Below are 20204 nucleotides of genomic sequence, written 5' to 3' on the forward strand. Positions count from 1 at the left end.
ATAAAGTCGACTTTATCTACTCATAAAATAAACAATAATTCAAGACGGTCTATTAATTATTAATGTAATATTATTAATATATTTATTCATGGTATTTAATGGTTGAGGGTGAGTTGAGAGTTGGGTATGTTTTATTGGAGTTTTTATTTTTTATAATTTTTTATTTGATGGTGTTTTTATTGGTTTTTATTTTAGTTTATATGTAAGGTTTTTAAATTATGGATTATTAAATTTAATATAGATATTGTAAACCCCAGCCACGTATCCATATTGGCTGAGGCTATTTTATCTAAGCTTATGTGTCTAATTCGACATAGACTACTTTTGTAGCCTTTGGTCCACACCCGTTACTATTACAAGGTGTAATAGTAACTTGATAGGTGCCTTGTGGGACAGAGCGGGTGTAAAAGCGTGCATATCCACCACCATGTTCACTGTAAGAATAAAAAACACTACCAGTATAATTTATCGCTTGTCCGCTAACCTGAAAGCGATATTCTGTGGCGCGGGCAACTTTTCTAAACTCAAACTCAGCGTCACCAAGGTACTCCGTGAAGGCGAGGGATTCTATATAAGGCGACTCAGTTGGCTTGTTTCCTTCAGCAATTATGTGATGGTGTGTAAGCGTAACGGGTTCACTGCAACCTCGTTCATTACAAGCCTCTACCTCGTATTGATAAGTACCAGTTGAAAGATTTTGCTTGAGCGACTCTCCTTCATGATCTCCAAGGCTTACGCCATTGCGGCTGATTTTTACATATTGAACTTGTATTTGCTTATTCCAGCGAAGATAAAACTCTTTGTCTCCGGGAGTTGAATCGTCTATGAAAAGATCTGGCTCTTGTGCTTTTTGTAAAACTGAGTAAGTTTTCGCTCTAGATTCATTAGAGCACATGGCATTATTCCAGCAGGCTTGTACGGTATACCGATAGCGGTAACCATTTCTTTTTTCGGTTTCAGAGTCGCCGAAATAGATCTCAAAGGCATCTTTCCAGTACGCGTCAGCGTCAATCCGATACGTATTAAACTCCCCAGCATCTAACTGACCATTCTGATTAATATCGATGAATTCCTCTGATGTTTCATTAACTCTGAAATAATCAGGGTAATCGTGTACTTGATACCACACTACTGAATATCTGAGGCTGGCTTTTTCTGTGTGGTCCGGCCCTAGTATCGTGGGTGTTTGTGATCGGTTTCGGGCATAGACTTGTCTTAACGATCGTAAATCTCCTTGTGATAGCCTAGTGTTACCGGTATCTTCAAAAGCTTCCCCTGTACTAATACTTTTATACGTAAATGTTTTGCCAACTTCACCGGTTTCACACCCAGTGCGGCTATAGTTTCTGTAATGCATTATCGATTCGTGATCATAGGGCAGGGTGCGCGATACATAAATTGAGGTTGAATATGCTCCTTGCACGCCACAGGGGATGAATTCCTCATTGACAGTCATGGAGTAATAGTGCCCATCTCGTTGATGGTAATCGCGATCCGTGCGTTGATGTTCATGGCGAAAGCCAAGAATATGCATTAATTCATGCGTTGCAGTACTTATCCCACAATAGCTTGGGATCCAAGTTTTACGAACTCCGCCGTTGCCATAGCCGACTTGGGCGTGACAGACTCTATATTTTTCTGCTTCAGCGTTATATGCATTGCCATAAATGGCCAAATAATTAGTGTGACTGGGTGTCTTTCGGATAAAGTTTACGCCAGAAGCACGCTCAAGGTTCTCCATCGCTTTTAAGATGTTTTTTTCGTGTTGACTGCCATTGACGATATTAACCAGCTGGAATGGTACAGTTCCACTTGGCCACGCGATAGCGCTATCTAAACCCGAGGTTTTTATGGTACGCAGGTTGGTATGTCGCGCCGACTCGTCGAATACCATATCGCCTTCAACATAATACTCAGTCTGAGCGTTAAAATTATGGTCAATGGGTTGATGTTCATTTTGCGACGATATTGTTGCATTCGTGAATACGGGTACATTTAGAAACCCGAGAAGTAAAAGCGTTCGTTTTTTCATTTTATTTGTCACTTATATGATTATTTAAATAAATGTGAATAGGTTGAATTTAAATTACACTTTAAATGGTCTCCTTTCTTTAGCTACTCGTATTAGATCATATTTTCTATTTGTTAAGCTTTTTTGTGCTTGAGTGTGGGGAAGGGGGTTATTTTGGGTTTTTCGATGATTTTATGATGTTTTTAATATTTATAACTTTAGCTGGTTGTTTGAGAAAGAATTAGTTGCTAGTCCTTTTTGTGTTTTTTACTGTTAATATATTGATGTTCAATAGCATTGCTTACCTTGCTATTTATTTAAGTTGTCATTTTCAATGACTTGAGTGCGTGGTTGAAATGTATGGTGCTAATGGCTGTTTTTATTTTTTCACTGGATTGTGTGAATTTAATGTTTATTCGTTGATTTTTTATTCCTAACCCCAATGTAATTAGATTGTGGAACGTGTTGATGTTTGAAAGATTGTGAGAAATATTACTCATTCTAAATTAAATAATATTAAAATAGTGTCTTATGCGGTATCCGTTAGCCCTTTACTATGCTGGTGGTTCTTAATTAATAAACATTGCAAGTATTGGGGTATGTTTTAACTTGTTTTACAATTGTGGATGTTTGTAATACCCGTACTGACTTTTATTATGCCTAAGCATACGTATTTTCCTGCAAGAACACTTTCTATTTTAGCACTACCGCTTCATCTCCATTTGATTATGCTCTATGGTTTTGTGCGTTGCTTTCATTAGCGCAGACTTGGTTTTGAAGTTTTATAAAGTTATGGCGTGCAATTGATGGTTATTGTAAGGGTCAACTGTGAGTATGCTGACTAAGATAAAGGTATATTTTAATCGTTATAGCTTAAATAGCGTCATTGACACATAGCCAATGACGCCAAGCTTATCTTTTTAGATTAAAAGCGATATTTTAAATTAGCAGTTACAGTGCGGCGCTGGCCATAGAAGCAGTCACCACGATATAAGCAGCTGGTAATGACCGTCTTGTCTGTTAAGTTGTCAATGTTTAAGCTTAACTCGTAGTCATTAAACTGATAGCCGATCATCATATCATAAAGAGTAAAGCTGTCAGTTGTTAAGGCCTTATGATAGTCAACCCCGCCAATCGATACAGAACGGCTACCGTCAAATGTTTTACCAACATATCGAATACCAGCACCAAACTTCAGGCCTTCAACTAAATTATCGGCACGATAAGTTGCCCATACCGATGCCAAATGTTCAGGCGTTGCAGATAGTGCCACATCGTCAGTACCTGTCATTAAGACTGCGCCAGCCATGATTTGTTGTTGCATAGCAGGATCTTGAACTTGCTGTGCTAATAGTGAAGCTTGCGCGAAGATTTCTTCAGATGACAGCGGCGTAGTGTCCATTTTTGAGTCGGTATAGGCATAAGAAGCATATACATCAAGGTTTTCCCACTCTAATTGCGCTTCTAATTCAAAACCGTCTACTGATACTTCTCCATCTTGTACGTGCTCAAGAGGAGAGATTTCTCTCACGTGGTTTTTGTCTGTGATGTGGAAAACACTGGCTGTGATCAAGTGCTCTGTGCCTGCTGGTTGGTATTTAACACCGTATTCAATTTGCTCACCTTCTTTAGGTTTATAGCTTCCGCCTTGTGGCTTTGAGCCATAAAGTGGCTGGAACGACTCAGAGTAACTTGCATACGGAGACAAACCATTTTCGAATTGATATAGCGCGCCGATTCTGCCGGTTAAAGCACTTTGTGACTTTGACACTTGAGTGAGGGTCGCGTTGTTACCTGCCGTTTCCCATGTTTTTTGTTCAATATCGTCATGACGAAGTGCTGCATTTAAAACAAAGTGCTTGTATTCGAACGTTGCCTGCAAATATCCGCCAAGCTGACTGTCAGTTTGCTCCGGTGCGATATTTGTGATTTCGGTTGGTAACGGATCGTGTAGTCCATATACTGGGTTATAAAGATCGAGTGGAGACGATACCCCCCCACGCAGGCGGCTTGTGCGAGTTTCAGCATCTTGGAAGTCAATACCTGCAACAATGTTGATCTCTAAGTCATTAAACTCTACATATTGATGAACTTGTACATCACTTAACAGGCTCTTTGATTCACCATCAGACATGCTGAATATACGATTGATCGATCGCTTGTCCGCTTCAAATTTAGGTGGCCAAGAAAAAATAGTACGGTATTCAGATGAGCTGTCACTGTAACGTGTTGACCAATTAATTTGAGTATCTTCAGAAATACTGTGTTCTACAATCGCAGTAATAGCGAATTGTTCTGTGTCATAACGGTCCCAGCTAGGCTCACTGACAAAGCGCTCGCTTGGGATCTGTCCATATTTAGCTGGTAAAATCGTGCCTTCATGTGGAAAAAACTGCGTTGATGAACCTGATTCATTTTCCTGTATATTAGTCAAAATTGTTAAACGTGTATCTTGATTGATATCCCAAGCGAAGCTGGGTGCAAAAACAAAAGTATTATCTTCAACGAAATCAGTCTGGGTGTCACTATTACGGTATACCCCCACGAAACGTGCTTGGTATTCATCGCTTTGGCCAAACGCGGTATTGTAATCACCGGCAAGTTGTACTCTGTCATAGTTACCAACTTGTGCCCATATTTCACCTTTCGTTTCGCTGTGTGGGCGTTTAGAAACAGAGTTAATAATCCCACCTGTAGAGCCTTGCCCATAGAGTACTGATGAAGGACCTTTTAAAATTTCAACGCGCTCTAAAGTATAAGGGTTGGTACGGGTATTGTTATAGTGGCCAAATTGCATCTGCAAACCGTCTACATAGACTAAAGGGTCTACACCGCGAATTTTCGACCAATCGCCACGTGTATCAACACCATATGGACCGTTATATACGCCAGCTACATAACCAATTGCGTCTTGCAGCGTCTCAGCGCCTAGATCTGAAATTCGCTTTGATGTAAGTACAGATACTGACACAGGCGTTTTTGTAATTGGTACATCCGATTTTGATGCACTCGCACTAACATAAGAAATTAGACCTTTTGGACTGACTTCAATGATTTCTAATTCATTGTTCTTTTTTGAGTCATCAGCAATGGAAGCTCCAGAGAAAGCAATTGCAAGTGCTGACAAGAGCATCGGGTGTTTGGTTTTGAATGAGCGCATGATTTTCCCTTATTATTTAATAATCGCGCGAATAGTATTGTAAGTGATAACGATTATCAATGGTGTTATTGCTGTTTTTTAAGGCGTAAACATATCTATAGATGAGCTGTAACAGATGAGTATAAAATGTCATTTAATATTTACATATGTACCCCTATAGCCTACTGTCAAAGTTCTGTGAAGGCAGACAGAAGGAAGAGATTTAAGAGTGTACTCTGGTTGATATTAAAGAGAGAACCTTGTTCGTTGCGTAGGTGTTACAGTGTTTCAACATGCTATGTGTTTGCGGTTAATTGTTGGAAATACAAGACTATTGGTAGTGCTTATGGTGTTTTCTATAGGATATAATCCAAGGTAAGTTAGAAGAGGTAAATGTAAATTTGAATTGGCAAGCTTTAGTCGATAATCGACAACGATTTTTTTGGGTACTACAGATTTCAGGATGGATTGGCTATGCGCTGGTCAACTATATAGGCTCAAAAGTATTTGAAATGCGTGACATATACGTCTTTGTCATCGTGCTCAATGCGTATGCTGGTTGTTTGATGACTGTGCCTCTCAGATATCTTTATCGCCGAGTATGGAATGCAAAACCCTGGGTACTCATATTCGTTGTTTTTAGTGTGTCGTATATTACTGGCACTTTGTGGTCCGTGGTTCAAAAGTACAACCTTTGGGAAATATATCGACATGGTTATCGCCCTGAAGAATGGTTTTATTATCTTCAACAAGGACTCGATTCGGTTTATATTGTGTTGTGCTGGAGCGGCCTATATTTTGGTATCAAGTATTATCAGTTGCTACAGAGTGAACGGCAAAAAGCGCTTAAGGCAAATACAATGGCACATGAAGCGCAGTTAAAAATGCTGCGTTACCAGCTTAACCCCCATTTTTTATTTAACACATTAAACGCCATTTCGACGCTTATTTTGGTCGAAGAAAATAAAGACGCAAATCAAATGGTGTCTAGGCTCAGCGACTTTTTAAGATACACCTTAAACACTGATCCAATTAAAAAAGTGCCGCTTGAACAGGAACTACATGCACTTCAGTTGTATCTAGAAATAGAGAAAGTACGTTTTGATGAACGTCTCGCGATAGAATTAGATGTTACGGAGCAAGCAAAAAACGCACTTGTTCCAAGTTTGATTTTGCAGCCGCTGATTGAAAACGCCATTAAATATGCCATTGCGCATATGGACGAAGGCGGCAAAATTGAAATTAAAGCGCAAGTATTCGCCAATGAACTATTGTTAGAAGTTGGTGACAATGGTCCGGGTGCAGAGCTTACTGACGGTCAGCTAAGCAATGCAAGTGGTGTTGGCATCGCCAATACCAAAGATAGATTAAAAACACTATACGAGAACAACTATTCGTTTGTGTTATCAAATAATACACCTTCAGGATTGAAGGCAAACATACGAGTTCCGTTTGAAAAGGCCGAGAAGTGAAGTAATGAGCAAGATTAAAACGATAATTGTCGATGACGAGCCGCTAGCGAGAAAGGGCTTGTCGGTCAGGCTAAGAGAATTTGAAGAAATAGAAGTAATTGAACTTTGTAACGGTGGACAAAAAGCTATAGATATTTGTCAGCAACAGGATATTGATTTGGTCTTTCTAGATATCCAGATGCCGGGTTTAAATGGCTTTGAAGTAGCACGCATTTTAAGTGAAAGTGTAAAACCTTTACCTGCTATTGTCTTTGTTACAGCGTTTGATCACTATGCGGTCAAGGCGTTCGAAATCCACGCTTTGGATTACATCCTTAAACCAGTCGATGACAACAGACTAAAACAGGCGATTGAAAAAGTGCAAAGTTATTTGAAGAATCAACAAGACAACGCCCATAAGAAAAAGCTTGCCAGCTTTGTGGCGGGAATAACCGGTAATAATTGCGAAGAGATCCTTAAAAAGTTAGCTACGGGTGACGCAATTGAAGACAAAAAATTCCCAGAATCCCTTGCTGTAAAAGAGCAGGGCGAAATTATTAGAGTATCGACTGCCACAATTCAGTGGATTGATGCCGCTGGCGACTACATGTGTTTGCACTGCGCTGATGGCCAGACACATATTTTGCGCAAGACAATGAAAGAACTTGAGCAGGAACTAGATCCTAAACTATTTGTTCGAGTGCATCGTTCTGCGATAGTTAATACGGGACAAATCAGCAAGTTAGTAACACAAAGTAGTGGTGAATATTTACTTGTATTGGATAACGGTCAAGAGCTAAAAGTGAGTCGAAGCTATAGAGATAAAGTTAAATCTGCATTAGCAAGTTAACTTAGCCCTTAACACGTTATTTAGTCTGGTGACCTGGTATAAAAAAGCCCAACATATCGTCGGGCTTAGTTTTGAGCTGTTAACGTAATTGGTTACACAGTGACAATTTTCAACGTATTGGTTGCGCCAATAGTTTCCATTAAGTCGCCGTGTGTAAGAATTACAGTATCACCTTTTTCTAGAGCGCCACTTTCAACAAGCGAGTTTAGTGCATCCCTAACTAAAGAGTCTGTAGTACAGCTTGTTGAATCAAAGTATACCGGGTACACACCACGATATAATGCAGTCTGTCCCAATGTTCTTGCGTGACGAGAAAGCGAGTAAATTGGTAAACCAGAGCTTATCCTAGACATCAATTTAGCGGTGTTACCAGACTCAGTTAACGCTACGATTGCTTTTACAGAATCTAAATGGTTTGCAGCATACATAGCAGACAGCGCTAATGTTTCGGACGTATCAGAGAACATGCTGTCTAGTCTATGTTTAGAAATGTGTGTTTCTGGCTGAGATTCTGCACCTAAACAAACACGCGCCATAGTCGCAACGGTTTCTTCCGGATAGTCACCAGCAGCCGTTTCAGCTGATAACATCACCGCATCGGTACCATCAAGCACAGCATTTGCAACGTCCATTACTTCGGCACGAGTCGGCATTGGGTTATCAATCATCGACTCCATCATTTGCGTTGCTGTGACAACTGTTCGGTTTAATGAGCGTGCGCGGCTGATAATTTGTTTTTGCTTACCAACAAGCGCTGCGTCGCCAATTTCAACACCTAAATCACCTCGAGCCACCATCACAGCGTCTGATGCAAGTACAATATCATCGATTGCTTCAACTGTTTCAACTGCTTCTGCACGTTCGATTTTTGCTAGTAATTGAGCGTTAGAGCCTGCTTTTTCTGCAAGGCCTCTTACATAACGCATGTCATCGCCACTACGCGGGAACGAAACAGCAATATAATCTACGCCAATTTCAGTTGCCGTGAGTAAGTCTTCTTTATCTTTGTCGGTGAAAGCTGGAGCAGTTAAGCCGCCACCTAGTCGGTTAATACCTTTATTATTTGATAAAATACCGCCAACGGTGACAGTACAAATCACTTTTTTACCGACGACTTCATCAACGGTAAGTTGAATCAAACCGTCATTCAATAATAATAGGTCACCTTTATTTACGTCTTGAGGTAGCTCTTTATAGTCAATACCTACTGCATCAACAGTACCTTCAGCTAGACCTAGCTCAGCATCCAGTGTAAATTTTGCACCAACTTCTAGGTTAACTTTACCGTCTGCGAAAGTTGAAACGCGGATTTTAGGACCTTGCAGATCCGCAAGGATTGAAACGTGTGTGTCTAATCTTTTAGCGATTTCTCGAACAGCGTCTGCTCTATTTTTGTGATCTTGCGCTACACCATGTGAAAAGTTTAGTCGTACTACATTAGCACCTGCGCGAATGATTTTTTCTAAATTATTATCTCTATCTGTAGCTGGTCCCAATGTGGCAACTATTTTCGTGCGTCTTAGCATCAGATTCTCCTGTAGACTGTTCTTGCTATCATCTTTCTTTAAGAAAAAGTGATTAATTATTGGTCTTAAAAAGCACAATTGAGCAAATATTCTCAGATAATTACGCTTTTATGTAAAGTTTTGCCCTTAAACCCTTTTTCATACACAAATTAAATTATATGATCTGTATGACGTGATTATGACACCGGTGTCAGTGGGCGTCAATCTTAGAGTGAAAGAAGATTAATCTAAACACTCTGACTGACAACGTGTTTAACCAGTGTGTAAAGCAATCTTTTGCTTGTGTTAAACCACGTTGTGAGTAAAAAGTACTAAACTTCAAATTGTTTAGTACTTGAGGTGGCCCGAGCAGAATATTATTGAATGCTAAGGTATAATGTACCGGACATCGTGTAGACGAATTTAAGTGTGGTTGTTACCGAGGAGGAAACTTAATGCAAGTTGCATTAGTTGGTTTAGGTGTAATGGGCAAAAACCTTGCACTGAACTTAATTGAGAAAGGTATGACATTAGTCGCCTATGATAAAAACCCAGACGCTGGTGCGGAGCTGATTAGTTGTGCACAGTCGTTGGGTGTAGAAGAGCGTCTCCATATCGTATCGGATCTCGGTGATATGGTAAGAAGGCTAGAGCCTCCTCGTTCGGTATTATTGCTAGTACCTGCAGGCGAGCTTGTAGACAGTGTATGTAATGAACTAATTGAAGCTGGCGTGTCAAAAGGCGACATTATTGTTGATTGCGGAAACAGTAACTACAAAGATGGTATTGCACGGAAACTTAAGTACCAAAATAAATTTGAATTTGCCACTATGGGTATCTCTGGTGGTGCTGAGGGCGCAAGACACGGCCCAGCTATGATGGCCAGTGGCTCTGAGGGGGGCTGGGAGCGTTTGGTTCCATGGTTCGAAAAAGTAGCTGCAAGTTACAATGAAGAGTCATGTTTTGCCCGTGTAGGTCAGTCTGCAAGTGGACATTTTGTGAAAATGGTACACAACGGTATTGAGTATGCACTGATGCAGCTTATTGCTGAAATTTATCACTTGTTACGCATTGGTACTGGCCGCACGCCAAAAGAAGTTGCTGAAGTATTTGAATCTTGGTCTGAAGGTGAACTGAACAGCTACTTGTTATCAATTTCGCGTCATATTCTAAGCCTAGAAGATGGTAATCAAACACCGTTAGTTGATTTGATTGACAATAAAGTGGGTGCAAAAGGCACAGGCCTGTGGACTGCACAAAATGCACTAGAGTTAGGTATAGCAGTTCCATCATTGGTTGCTGCAGTACAGGCTCGTCATTTAACAAATACCATTAGTACACTTGCAGCTAAGGAAATGACGTATCAAGCAAAAGAAACGCAAAAAATTGATATTGATTTAGCAGAATTAAAATCAGCTTTCTATTTTGCAAGTTTACTTTGTTATCGTCAGGGCCTTGCGCTTATTAAAGGTGCATCTCGTTCACATCAGTGGAAGGTTGATTTAGCCAAAACATTACAAACTTGGCGAGCTGGTTGTATCATCCGTGCAGACTACCTTGATGATATCGCGAAAGGTGTTGATTTTATCGATACACTTGAAGCAGAAGCGAATGCCTTGAGAAGTATTACAGGGCAAGCTATCCAGACTGGCTTAGCATTCCCAGTACTTGCTTCGACGCAAACGTATATTGCGACACTCAGCACACCGAGCAATGGACATTTAGTTCAGGCTCAGCGCGATTACTTTGGCGAGCACGGTATAAAAACACACAGTGGTGAGACTTCTCACTTAACTGATTTGGTTGATCTTCCTGAAAAGGTACGTTAATCAAACGAAAAGGCCACATTATGTGGCCTTTTTTAATGCGTGATTCACTCAGAATTATGTTACTGAGCTTTATCTAGTTAGTTCTCCGCGTAAGTTATCCTGCATTAGATGGCGAATTGTTTCTAACTCTAATTCCTGACTGAATAAGTAATGCAACTTAGTTAAACAAGATTCTAACGTCATATCGTAGCCACTTATTACGCCACAGTTTAGTAACGCATTACCTGTAGCATAACCCCCCATGTTGACTTGGCCTTGAATGCACTGAGTTAAATTTACAATGACAACACCACGCTCAGAAGCGTTTTTTAGAGTAGTTAAAATATCGTCCTGTTGAGGTGCATTTCCAACACCAAAGCTTAACAAAATGAGCGCTTTAACGTCTGAAGATAACACGTTTTCAACCATAGTGGCGCTAATACCTGGGTAGAGGTGTAGCACGGCAATTTGCTGAGATTGAATAGAGGTGACGTCCAAGTCTTGATCGACATAAGGACTCAACTTGCCTTCTTGTAATTGGATATTAATGCCCACCTGTGCAAGCGGCGCTAAATTTGGCGAGGCAAAAGCGTCAAAGCCATCGGCATGCGCCTTAAGTGCTCGATTTCCTCTAAATAGTTTATTGTTGAAAAACAAGCTGACTTCAGCAATTGGGTAATTTGCAGCCAAATACATGGCATTCAACAAATTCACTTGACCATCCGATCTCAATTGAGAAAGTGGAATTTGAGAACCTGTGACAATGACAGGTTTGGTCAGGTTCTCAAACATGAATGACAGAGCAGAGGCTGTATACGCCATTGTGTCAGTACCATGTAGTACCACAAACCCATCATAGTCATTATATTTAGATTGGATGTCTTCAGCGATAAGTTGCCAGTGCCTAGGTGACATGTCTGAAGAGTCAATGAGCGGACAATATTCATGAATATCAAATAACGGCATTTCTTCTCGGGTGAACTCAGCGTTATTTTTTACAGTTTCTGTGAGGTAACCAGCAACGGGTACGTAACCTTTGCTTGATTGCTTCATGCCTATGGTACCGCCAGTATATGCGATATAGATTTTTTTTCTTTTCATAAAAAAGCCCAGATTTGAGTCTGGGCTTAGTATACCAACTGCAGCATCACATTGCAGTTTATTCATTAACCTTGTAACTATGAACTATTGCGACACATCACACATAGTACACAGACTATATATACTGTTCGGGTCGTTATATAGTTCAATCATATTTGCACTTTGTTGTACTTTGTAGATTAATTGATTGATGCTTTGTTGCGTTACCTTTTGTAGCGTATCCTGTTGAGTTGCTCTAGGTAACAGAGATTGGACTAACTCAGCACCAAAAATTTGTTGCATAAGTTGCTCTTTCTCACTGAGCGTTTGTTCTACGGTGAACACTTCGTAATGTTCAAGACTCGCAAGGGCAGCAGCAGACTTTATTGCTTCCTCTTTGGTACCCAGCTTGTCAATTAATCCAAACTCTAGCGCTTGAGGAGCAAGCCATACTCGACCTTGAGCAACTTCATTGACATCTGCTTTGTTGAGATTCCTAGCTTCGGAAATCATTGATAAAAACTTATCGTAAGCGTCTTCTACGCCCATTTGTATAATGTCAGCGTATTGAGGGTCGATGCCTCGTGAAATTGATGAGGACTTCAACTCGGTTGTTGCAACCCCGTCAGAGTATACACCAAGCTCTTTTAATGAATTTTCGAAAGTGAAAATTGTACCAAAAATACCAATAGAGCCAGTGATTGTCGAAGGAGATGCCCAAATCTCATTTGCTGAGGCTGCTATCCAATATCCGCCAGAGGCTGCAACTGAACCCATCGACGCAACTATCGGTTTACCAGCTGCTTTGATAGCCAATACTTCATTACGGATTTGCTCGGAAGCAAACATACTACCGCCGCCAGAGTCGATACGTAGTACAACTGCCTTAACATTGTTATCTAGACGCGCTTTTCTGAGTAGTGCTGCTGTCGAGTCGCCACCAATCATACCGGCTTTGCGTTTACCGTCTACTATTTGGCCCTTAGCAACGACTACAGCTACTTTATCAGTGAATGGGTTTGGTTGAGTAGGGAAGTTTGAAAGTGAAGCTAAATACTCTTTGAATTTTACTTGTTTGTACTTATTACCTTTAGCGTCAGCACCAACTAATTCTACTAGCTTGTCATTAAATTGTTGGTCTGTTTCCAAAGAGTCAACCCAGCCATATTTAACTGCGAATTGAGCCGAATCCCCTGCAACAGTTGACATTTTCTCGCCAAGCTGGGTTAGCGTTTCATCAAAATTATCGGTATCAAATGGTCTGCGTGTTGCTACGTCTTCTTTATACTGTGCCCATAAGCTATTTAGCCAAAGCTTGTTAGCTTCTTTTGCAGCATCAGACATGTCATTTCGGATAAAGGGCTCAACTGCCGATTTGTACGTACCGACACGGAAAATATGTTGAGTAATTTGCAACTTATCTAGTGCATCTTTGAAGTACATAGGGTAGGTGCCGAAGCCCTTGATACTTAAACCGCCATACGGGTGCATAGAGATCTCGTTCGCAGCAGATGCAAGGTAATATTGGGTCTGTGTAAAATAAGGTCCATGGGCATAAACAGGTTTGCCTGCTTCTTTGAATGCATCTAATGCCGATGTGATATCTCTCAATTTATCAAGATGTCCATGGTATAAACTTTTAAGATCTAAGTGTATAGCTTTGATTCGATCATCATGGGTCGCCTTATTGATGACTTTAACGACGTCATCGACAAGTACTTCCATTGGCTTATCACTCGGACCGAATGCATCATCAAATGCGGCATCAACTGGGTCAATGTATGTTAACTGTTCAACCAACATACCCGATAGATTTAGACGTAGTACGCTATCTTGAGGTACGAGGATTTCCTCTTCTGATGACATCATAGCGACGACGACGCCGACGATAAGTACAACAAATACCAAGTTTACAAGTAGCCTGCGAGAGAAGTTCAACGCGTGCCATATGCCTTTAAATAGTTTTGCGATCAGCTTCAATGTTTTTCCTCTGGTTTTAGTACCGAAATGCTCTCATTATTATCATAACTTAGTTGCGAGCGGAGTGTTACTTATAAAACGTAACGAAGTATTACTTCGCTCACTTTAGTCGCAATATTGTGGAATTATTATAAATTTATCTACTTTCGAGTAATAAATTTTTGCTTTTTACTTGCCAAAATCTAGAAATTGGTTAATGTTCACAGGTAAGACCAGTTACATTGGGGCGAGCAATGTTAGAACAAAAATTAAAACTTAAAAACTCTGAGCTACGTAACCGCTTGGTCATGGGATCAATGCATACAGGACTTGAAGAGGGGTGGCACAACCGAAAAAGGCTGCGTGCTTTTTACGAAGAAAGAGCAAAAGGGGGGGTTGGTTTAATCATTACCGGTGGGTATAGCCCAAACATTCGAGGTAAACTAACACCTGTCGCATCGTCATTTAACTCTCGTTACGACGTTATCAAACATAAAGCATATACTGACGCTGTGCATCAACACCAAGGTAAAATTTGCCTACAGTTGCTGCATGCTGGGCGTTATGCTTATCATCCGTTCAATGTTGGACCGAGTAAAATTAAAGCGCCTATCAATCCGTACACGCCCAAATCAATGTCTATTAGCATGATTAAAAGCACCATTAAAGACTTTGCAAAATCAGCATATATGGCTGAGAAAGCGGGTTATGATGGCGTAGAAATCATGGGTTCGGAAGGATACTTAATTAATGAGTTTATGGCGCCGCACACTAATCATCGCACTGATGAATACGGTGGAACACTTGAAAATCGTATGCGACTGGCTATCGACATTGTAAAAGCGGTCAGGGCGCGAGTATCTAGTAAATTCATCATTGTCTTTAGGCTGTCGGTGATGGATTTAGTACCTAACGGCTCCACCAGCGAAGAGGTCACAGTGCAAGCCAAAGCGCTGGAAGTTGCGGGGGCGGATATTTTAAATACCGGTATTGGATGGCATGAAGCACGCGTGCCTACCATTGCCAGTATGGTGCCTCCCGGTGCATTTAGAGAAGCCTCAAAACGTTTAAAGGATGTGGTAGATATACCTGTTGTCGCTGTTAATCGGATAAATACACCTGAACTTGCAAATAATATTTTAGAGAAAGGCGAAGCTGATCTTATATCTATGGCAAGGCCACTGCTTGCAGACCCTGAATTTTTTAATAAATATGCCGAAAATAAATCTGAGCAAATTAATATTTGTATTGGCTGTAATCAGGGGTGTTTAGATCATGTTTTTAAGGGTAAGCGAGCTACTTGTTTGGTTAATCCACAAGCTGGCTTTGAATTAGATTATCCTCTTGAACAAGCCTCAAGTCCAAAAGATGTTTTAGTTGTCGGGGCAGGGCCTGCTGGCTTATCAGTGAGCTGCTATTTGGCTAAAAAAGGTCATACAGTTACTTTAATTGATAAAAATCAGCATGCAGGGGGCCAGTTTAATTTGGCAATGCGGATCCCTGGCAAAGAAGATTTTAAATTGGCGCTGAAATACTTTTTAAATGAGGTCACAAGGCTAGGCGTTAAAATGGAACTTGGCACACCTTATAGAAAGGACATGGATGCTGATTACGATGATATTGTGTTCGCGACTGGGGTAAGCCCGCGTATGTCCAAGATAGAGTGTAACGATGGTAAACGCGTATTTGCATATGACGAAGTGATTCGTAAAGAGGTGGAGCTTGGTGAGAAAGTCGCGATCTTAGGTGCTGGCGGTATAGGCTTTGATATGGTGGCATTTTTAACAGAGCCTGAAAACCAGTCCATAGAAGACTTTAAAGGGCAGTGGGGCATCGAGCAGCCCGTTGTGCCATCTAGTGAGCAACGTAAAATATTTATGCTTAAGCGAAGTGCAGGTCGCTTCGGTGCAGGATTAGGGAAGACAACAGGCTGGATCCACAGAGCTGTGGCTAAGCATCACCAAGTTGAGCAAATATCAGGGTGCGAATATGTTTCTTTTTCAAATAATGGCCTAGTGGTTCGTATTGATGGTAAAGAGCACACTCTTGATGTTGATACAGTGATAGCTTGTATCGGTCAGACTTCAAACGAGACCGATTTTGATAAAGAAAGTTTACCCAGTAACCATCATGTGATTGGTGGTGCATTGCTTGCCAGTGCCATTGACGCCAAGCGCGCGATATACGAAGCACTACAAGTCGCTAGAAAGATATAACTAGCCAATAAAAAAGGAAAACGGCACATGAGTGTCGTTTTTTTTACCCTGCAATAAAAGTTGGCGAGCTTCGGTCTACACTGTATGAATACTATTAAAGGTGTAAATCGTTATATGATTAATAAAATCCAATCCATTTATCAAACTAGCATCGAAAGAATCGATATTCTAAGTGGACTTGCCCCACTTATTTTGAGGCTGATCGTTGCGCCTGTCATGATCATCGCTGGGTATAATAAACTCAATTTAGCGAAAGAAGATGCTGGCTTTTTTGAAAGTCTATTAGCAGATGAAAACGTGGTTGCTTGGTTTGGTAACCCAGACTGGGGCCTAGGTTTACCATTTCCTGATTTACTGGCTTTTTTGGCTGGTTGGACAGAGTTGTTAGGTGGCTGGCTAATTTTAATTGGCTTAATGACTCGTTTGATGTCCATTCCGTTAATGGTGACGATGTTTGTTGCAGCAACACAAGTTCACTGGCATAACGGCTGGTTTTCGGTCGCACCAGCAAATCCTGATACCAGTGCTGCCCAAGTTTTTGCTTGGCTTGGCAGTGATACAGCAAAAGCAAGTTTGGAAAACAGCTTGGAGGTCGCAGAGCGATTAGACAGGATAAAGTCAATTGTCAGCACGCATGGGTTTCCAGAGTATCTGTATGAGAAAGGGAATATCGTAGTCTTAAATAACGGCATTGAGTTTGCGGCAATCTATTTTGCGATGTTTTTAAGCTTATTTTTCACTGGAGGTGGACGTTTGTTCAGTTTGGATTACTGGATAGCAAAGCGGCTTGGTTCGAAGGAGTAAAAATATTAGGGAAAGTGCTAAACTTTCCCTAACACTTCACGTTAAAATAATAAGTGTTTGTTTATTATTAAGGAATTATATATGGATGCCATTGAGCTTTTGCTGACACGTCAATCTGACAGCAAATTGTCCTTTCCAGGCCCGAGTGAATCGCAACTTGATATCATTAAAAAAGCGGCGTTAAAAGTGCCAGATCACGGCGGGCTAGCACCATGGAAGTTTATTGTCGTTAATGAAGACGCACGAGATAAGTTGGGCGAGATATATTACAAAGCTGCGGTTGAAGAAGAGCAAAACGAGCGCACAGTATCTCGCGCAAAAGAATTACCACATCGTGCACCGATGATGATCATTGCTGTTGCTCCTTATCAAGAGCATCCTAAAGTTCCCCGTGTTGAGCAAATTGAAAGTGCAGCATGCGCTTGCTTTGCAATGCAGCAAGCGGCATTTGCACAGCATTTGTCAGGTGTGTGGAGAACGGGTTACTTTGCTCAAAGTCCGGCAGTTAAACGGGAACTTGGATTGAATGAAAAGGACGAGATTGTTGGCTTTCTGTATCTAGGCACACCGACTATTCAATGTACGAAACCTGTACGCCACGAACCAAGTTCATTTTTCACTGAATTATAAATTTTTACAGAGGCAAGTTATGGCACTTCATGTTGTTGAGCACCCGTTACTACAACACAAAATAGGTTTATTACGTGAGCATGGTATTTCGACTAAAAAGTTTCGTGAGTTGGTGTCGGAAGTGGGCAATTTGCTTACTTACGAAGCGACACGAGACTTACCTACAGAAACCACCACGATAAAAAGCTGGACTGGTGATGATCTAGATGTACAAGAGATCAAAGGCAAAAAAATCACACTTGTGCCAATATTAAGAGCTGGCCTTGGCATGTTAGACGGTGTGATGCAGTTGTTACCCGCCGCAAAAATCAGTGTTGTAGGACTGCAAAGAAATGAAGAAACACTGGAACCTGTCTCATATTTTGAGAAGCTAGTTGGCAATCTAGAGTCAAGAAGGGCACTGGTGGTTGACCCAATGTTGGCTACAGGCGGCTCACTGATCGCGACACTTGATTTACTTAAAAAATCTGGCTGTAAAAATATCACAGCGATAGTGTTAGTTGCAGCACCAGAAGGGGTTGAGGCAGTCGAAAAAGCGCATCCAGATGTAGACGTGTACACCGCAGCGCTTGATAGCCACTTAAATGAAAACGGTTATATTGTGCCGGGCTTAGGTGATGCAGGTGATAAAATATTTGGTACACAAGGCTAATTTAATTGGCTGACAAGCTCGTGTTGTCAGCCATGTCTTATTAAGAATGTGACCCTTCAGCTTTGGTTCTACTTACTTGCTTATTGAATATCCACCAACATGCCCAGAAAAAACCAGTTAACCCGATGGCAGTATAGATCGCCGGCTTGGGGTTTTCCAATGTGCTGATCGAGCCCGCATAGGCCGCTATGCATGCATAGGGCACGGTGCTTGTTATCCAACAACCAATAAACTGCTTAAATGGCATTTTGGTCATCCCTGCCATACATGCTGAAATCTCTGGTAAAATTGGACTCGCTCTTGACAGTAAAATTACCACGGGACCTCGCTGCTGAAATAATGCAATGGCATTGGGTCTTTCAGTAGGATCTTTAACGAGCTTATCAAATAGCATGTTACCGTATTTATAACTTATTACGTAACCAGTAACACCTGCGAGCAGTAGGCCGATCATTGCGCTTATTCCGCCCGCATAGGGGCCTAGAAAATAACCACCGAATATAATCAGCGTCAGTGTCGGAACTGCAATAAATAAATCTAAGAAAAGCAGACCAACCACAATGAGCGCCACCAAATATCCATTCAACTCTCCAGCGACAGTTAACCAAGTTTTAATATCGTCAATACTCAGTAATCCGCTGATTTTAATTGCGATGAAGGTAGATGCGAAAAAGCAAAATAGTATCAACATAATTTTTAAAAGTGATTTCATAAAAAATACGCCTGCTGAAAAATGTTATGGATAATTAACTGAGATTGAAATGGGTGAGCTAAGATCAGTCAGTGATAGCTTTGCATCTTTAAACTTGGGAGGGCCACGCCAGCTTATTTTGGCACCATTTGAAAAACCAAGACCCTCTGAAGGGATGATACCAGTCCAGTTCTTTGAGGTTGTTTGTGAATTGTCTTCATCATGCAATACTTTAATTGCAAACTCTGCTTGAGTGGTTTTAAACTCGACGCTCAATGACTCAGCGTTTGGGCTGTGAAACTGAGTTTGTAATGCACTTTTATGTTTTACAGGAAAGCCGTTGTCTTCGAATAACATCACCATGATTTGGCCCGTCCGTTTGGGATCTATACCATTAATCTCTACTTGCACAGTGGTTGCGATGGCGTTTTTAGTTGTCATTAAAAGTCCCCCTAAAATGAGTAATTTATATAATGTGAACATCGTCATTAAGATCCTTTTAAGAGGCGTTTGGCTAAACGCGGAGTCAAGGCATTTAAAAGCCTAAGTATCTTAATTTTGCCAATATCATGCTGTGGTACTTGTTTCTTTAACCCATTAAGAATTGACTGAGCAGCATATTCGGCAGACATTTTTTCGCCGCCGCGACCATGGGTCATGGGTGTGTCTACTAAAGGAATAAATGCTTGTAGTACCTTGATATTTGTGTGTTCTAATTGGTAGCTTAAGCTTTGTGAAAAGAGGTTGATGGCTGCTTTTGAAGCGCAATATACACTGGCACTTTTTTTGGCTACAAAAGACAGTCCAGAGTTGATGTTGAGAATAATAGACTCTGAGTCACTGGCTTTGAGTGCCGGTAGTAGTAAAAATGACAGTGAGCAAACAGCAGTAAAGTTCACATTAATTTCCCGTGAAATTTGCTCGTATTCAAAGTTGGGATCTGTAAAAAACGGCTCGTTTTGTACAGCCGCATTATTGATTAACACATCAACGCGAGCATATTCAGCTTGAATGCGTTCAGAGAGAGGTTTATAGCAGTCTGGATCAGAAAGGTCTGCCGAAAAACAGATGACGTTTTTGTATCTCTTTTTGAGTTGTTCAAGTCGTTTACTATTTCGAGCAACAACAATAATGGTATTTTGGGCGTGTAACTGCTCGACAATTTGCCGACCAATACCAGATGTACCGCCAGTAATCACGATGATCTTATTTACTAAGTTCACGTTCGTATCTCCAGTGATGAAACTGTTGGATACTTTAAAAGGCCAATAGCGAGACAGCATTAACCTATGTTAAAAATAACGAAATATTTTTGAGAATCAACGCGCCGTAGATACAGGTTTTTATTTGCTTATTTATGGCGCTCAGATCTGATGTGTATGTTGTTTCGTACGAATAAGTAAAGGGA

Annotated in this window: 15 protein-coding genes; 7 read left to right on the top strand and 8 right to left on the bottom strand. The window is 40.9% G+C overall.

The genetic code is table 11. The features are described 5' to 3' along the window. Positions 1-295: 295 nt before the first annotated feature. Entirely contained in the window at positions 296-2032 is a 1737-nt protein-coding gene (locus JF50_RS13880; protein ID WP_039610024.1) for a M12 family metallopeptidase, read from the bottom strand. Between the two features lie 904 nt (positions 2033-2936). Further along, the gene (locus JF50_RS13885) at positions 2937-5171 is read right to left on the bottom strand and encodes a TonB-dependent siderophore receptor (RefSeq protein WP_039610025.1); all 2235 of its coding nucleotides are present in this window, start codon (positions 5169-5171) and stop codon (positions 2937-2939) included. A 380-nt stretch (positions 5172-5551) separates the two neighbouring features. Here JF50_RS13885 and JF50_RS13890 point away from each other — a divergent pair, with 380 nt between their 5' ends. Then, positions 5552-6622 (top strand): sensor histidine kinase, encoded by a 1071-nt coding sequence (locus JF50_RS13890; RefSeq protein ID WP_039610026.1) that lies wholly within the window; start codon positions 5552-5554, stop codon positions 6620-6622. 4 nt (positions 6623-6626) lie between these two features. Continuing rightward, positions 6627-7451, top strand: coding sequence for a LytR/AlgR family response regulator transcription factor (locus JF50_RS13895; protein WP_039610027.1), 825 nt, complete (start codon positions 6627-6629; stop codon positions 7449-7451). 92 nt (positions 7452-7543) lie between these two features. On the opposite strand, the gene pyk is transcribed toward JF50_RS13895, so the two are convergent. Next, on the bottom strand, positions 7544-8977 hold the full coding sequence (pyk, locus tag JF50_RS13900) for a pyruvate kinase (RefSeq protein WP_039610028.1): 1434 nt from the start codon (positions 8975-8977) through the stop codon (positions 7544-7546). Between the two features lie 434 nt (positions 8978-9411). Between pyk and gndA the strand changes: the two genes are divergently transcribed. Then, positions 9412-10785, top strand: a complete 1374-nt coding sequence (gene gndA / locus JF50_RS13905) for an NADP-dependent phosphogluconate dehydrogenase (RefSeq protein ID WP_039610029.1) — start codon at positions 9412-9414, stop codon at positions 10783-10785. A gap of 69 nt (positions 10786-10854) precedes the next feature. Here gndA and ansA read toward each other — a convergent pair whose 3' ends face one another. Together ansA and sppA are read right to left on the bottom strand one after the other, a co-directional pair. Beyond that, on the bottom strand, positions 10855-11865 hold the full coding sequence (gene ansA, locus JF50_RS13910; RefSeq protein WP_039610187.1) for an asparaginase: 1011 nt from the start codon (positions 11863-11865) through the stop codon (positions 10855-10857). Between the two features lie 84 nt (positions 11866-11949). Further along, complete coding sequence (gene sppA / locus JF50_RS13915; protein ID WP_039610188.1) at positions 11950-13818, bottom strand: signal peptide peptidase SppA; 1869 nt, start codon at positions 13816-13818, stop codon at positions 11950-11952. 239 nt (positions 13819-14057) lie between these two features. Between sppA and JF50_RS13920 the strand changes: the two genes are divergently transcribed. From JF50_RS13920 to upp, 4 genes are all read left to right on the top strand, one after another. Further along, positions 14058-16019 (top strand): FAD-dependent oxidoreductase, encoded by a 1962-nt coding sequence (locus JF50_RS13920; RefSeq protein ID WP_039610030.1) that lies wholly within the window; start codon positions 14058-14060, stop codon positions 16017-16019. 114 nt (positions 16020-16133) lie between these two features. Then, the gene (locus tag JF50_RS13925; protein ID WP_039610189.1) at positions 16134-16823 is read left to right on the top strand and encodes a DoxX family protein; all 690 of its coding nucleotides are present in this window, start codon (positions 16134-16136) and stop codon (positions 16821-16823) included. An 81-nt stretch (positions 16824-16904) separates the two neighbouring features. Beyond that, positions 16905-17453, top strand: coding sequence for an NAD(P)H nitroreductase (locus JF50_RS13930; RefSeq protein ID WP_039610031.1), 549 nt, complete (start codon positions 16905-16907; stop codon positions 17451-17453). 19 nt (positions 17454-17472) lie between these two features. Then, the gene (gene upp / locus JF50_RS13935) at positions 17473-18105 is read left to right on the top strand and encodes a uracil phosphoribosyltransferase (protein WP_039610032.1); all 633 of its coding nucleotides are present in this window, start codon (positions 17473-17475) and stop codon (positions 18103-18105) included. A 40-nt stretch (positions 18106-18145) separates the two neighbouring features. Here the strand turns inward: upp and JF50_RS26760 are convergent, their stop codons facing one another. Genes JF50_RS26760 through JF50_RS13950 form a run of 3 tightly spaced genes read right to left on the bottom strand, consistent with a single transcriptional unit; the run spans position 18146 to position 20019 of the window. After that, complete coding sequence (locus JF50_RS26760; RefSeq protein ID WP_080760241.1) at positions 18146-18817, bottom strand: TVP38/TMEM64 family protein; 672 nt, start codon at positions 18815-18817, stop codon at positions 18146-18148. A 24-nt stretch (positions 18818-18841) separates the two neighbouring features. Then, a complete protein-coding gene (locus JF50_RS13945) occupies positions 18842-19237 on the bottom strand; it encodes a DUF2141 domain-containing protein (RefSeq protein WP_160290481.1) in 396 nt (131 codons plus the stop codon). Between the two features lie 47 nt (positions 19238-19284). Beyond that, positions 19285-20019: an SDR family oxidoreductase gene (locus JF50_RS13950; protein ID WP_039610191.1), complete on the bottom strand. Its 735-nt coding sequence runs from the start codon at positions 20017-20019 to the stop codon at positions 19285-19287. Between the last annotated feature and the right edge of the window lie 185 nt (positions 20020-20204).

Source organism: Pseudoalteromonas luteoviolacea, from assembly GCF_000814765.1.
Taxonomy (GTDB): Bacteria; Pseudomonadota; Gammaproteobacteria; order Enterobacterales; family Alteromonadaceae; genus Pseudoalteromonas; species Pseudoalteromonas luteoviolacea_H.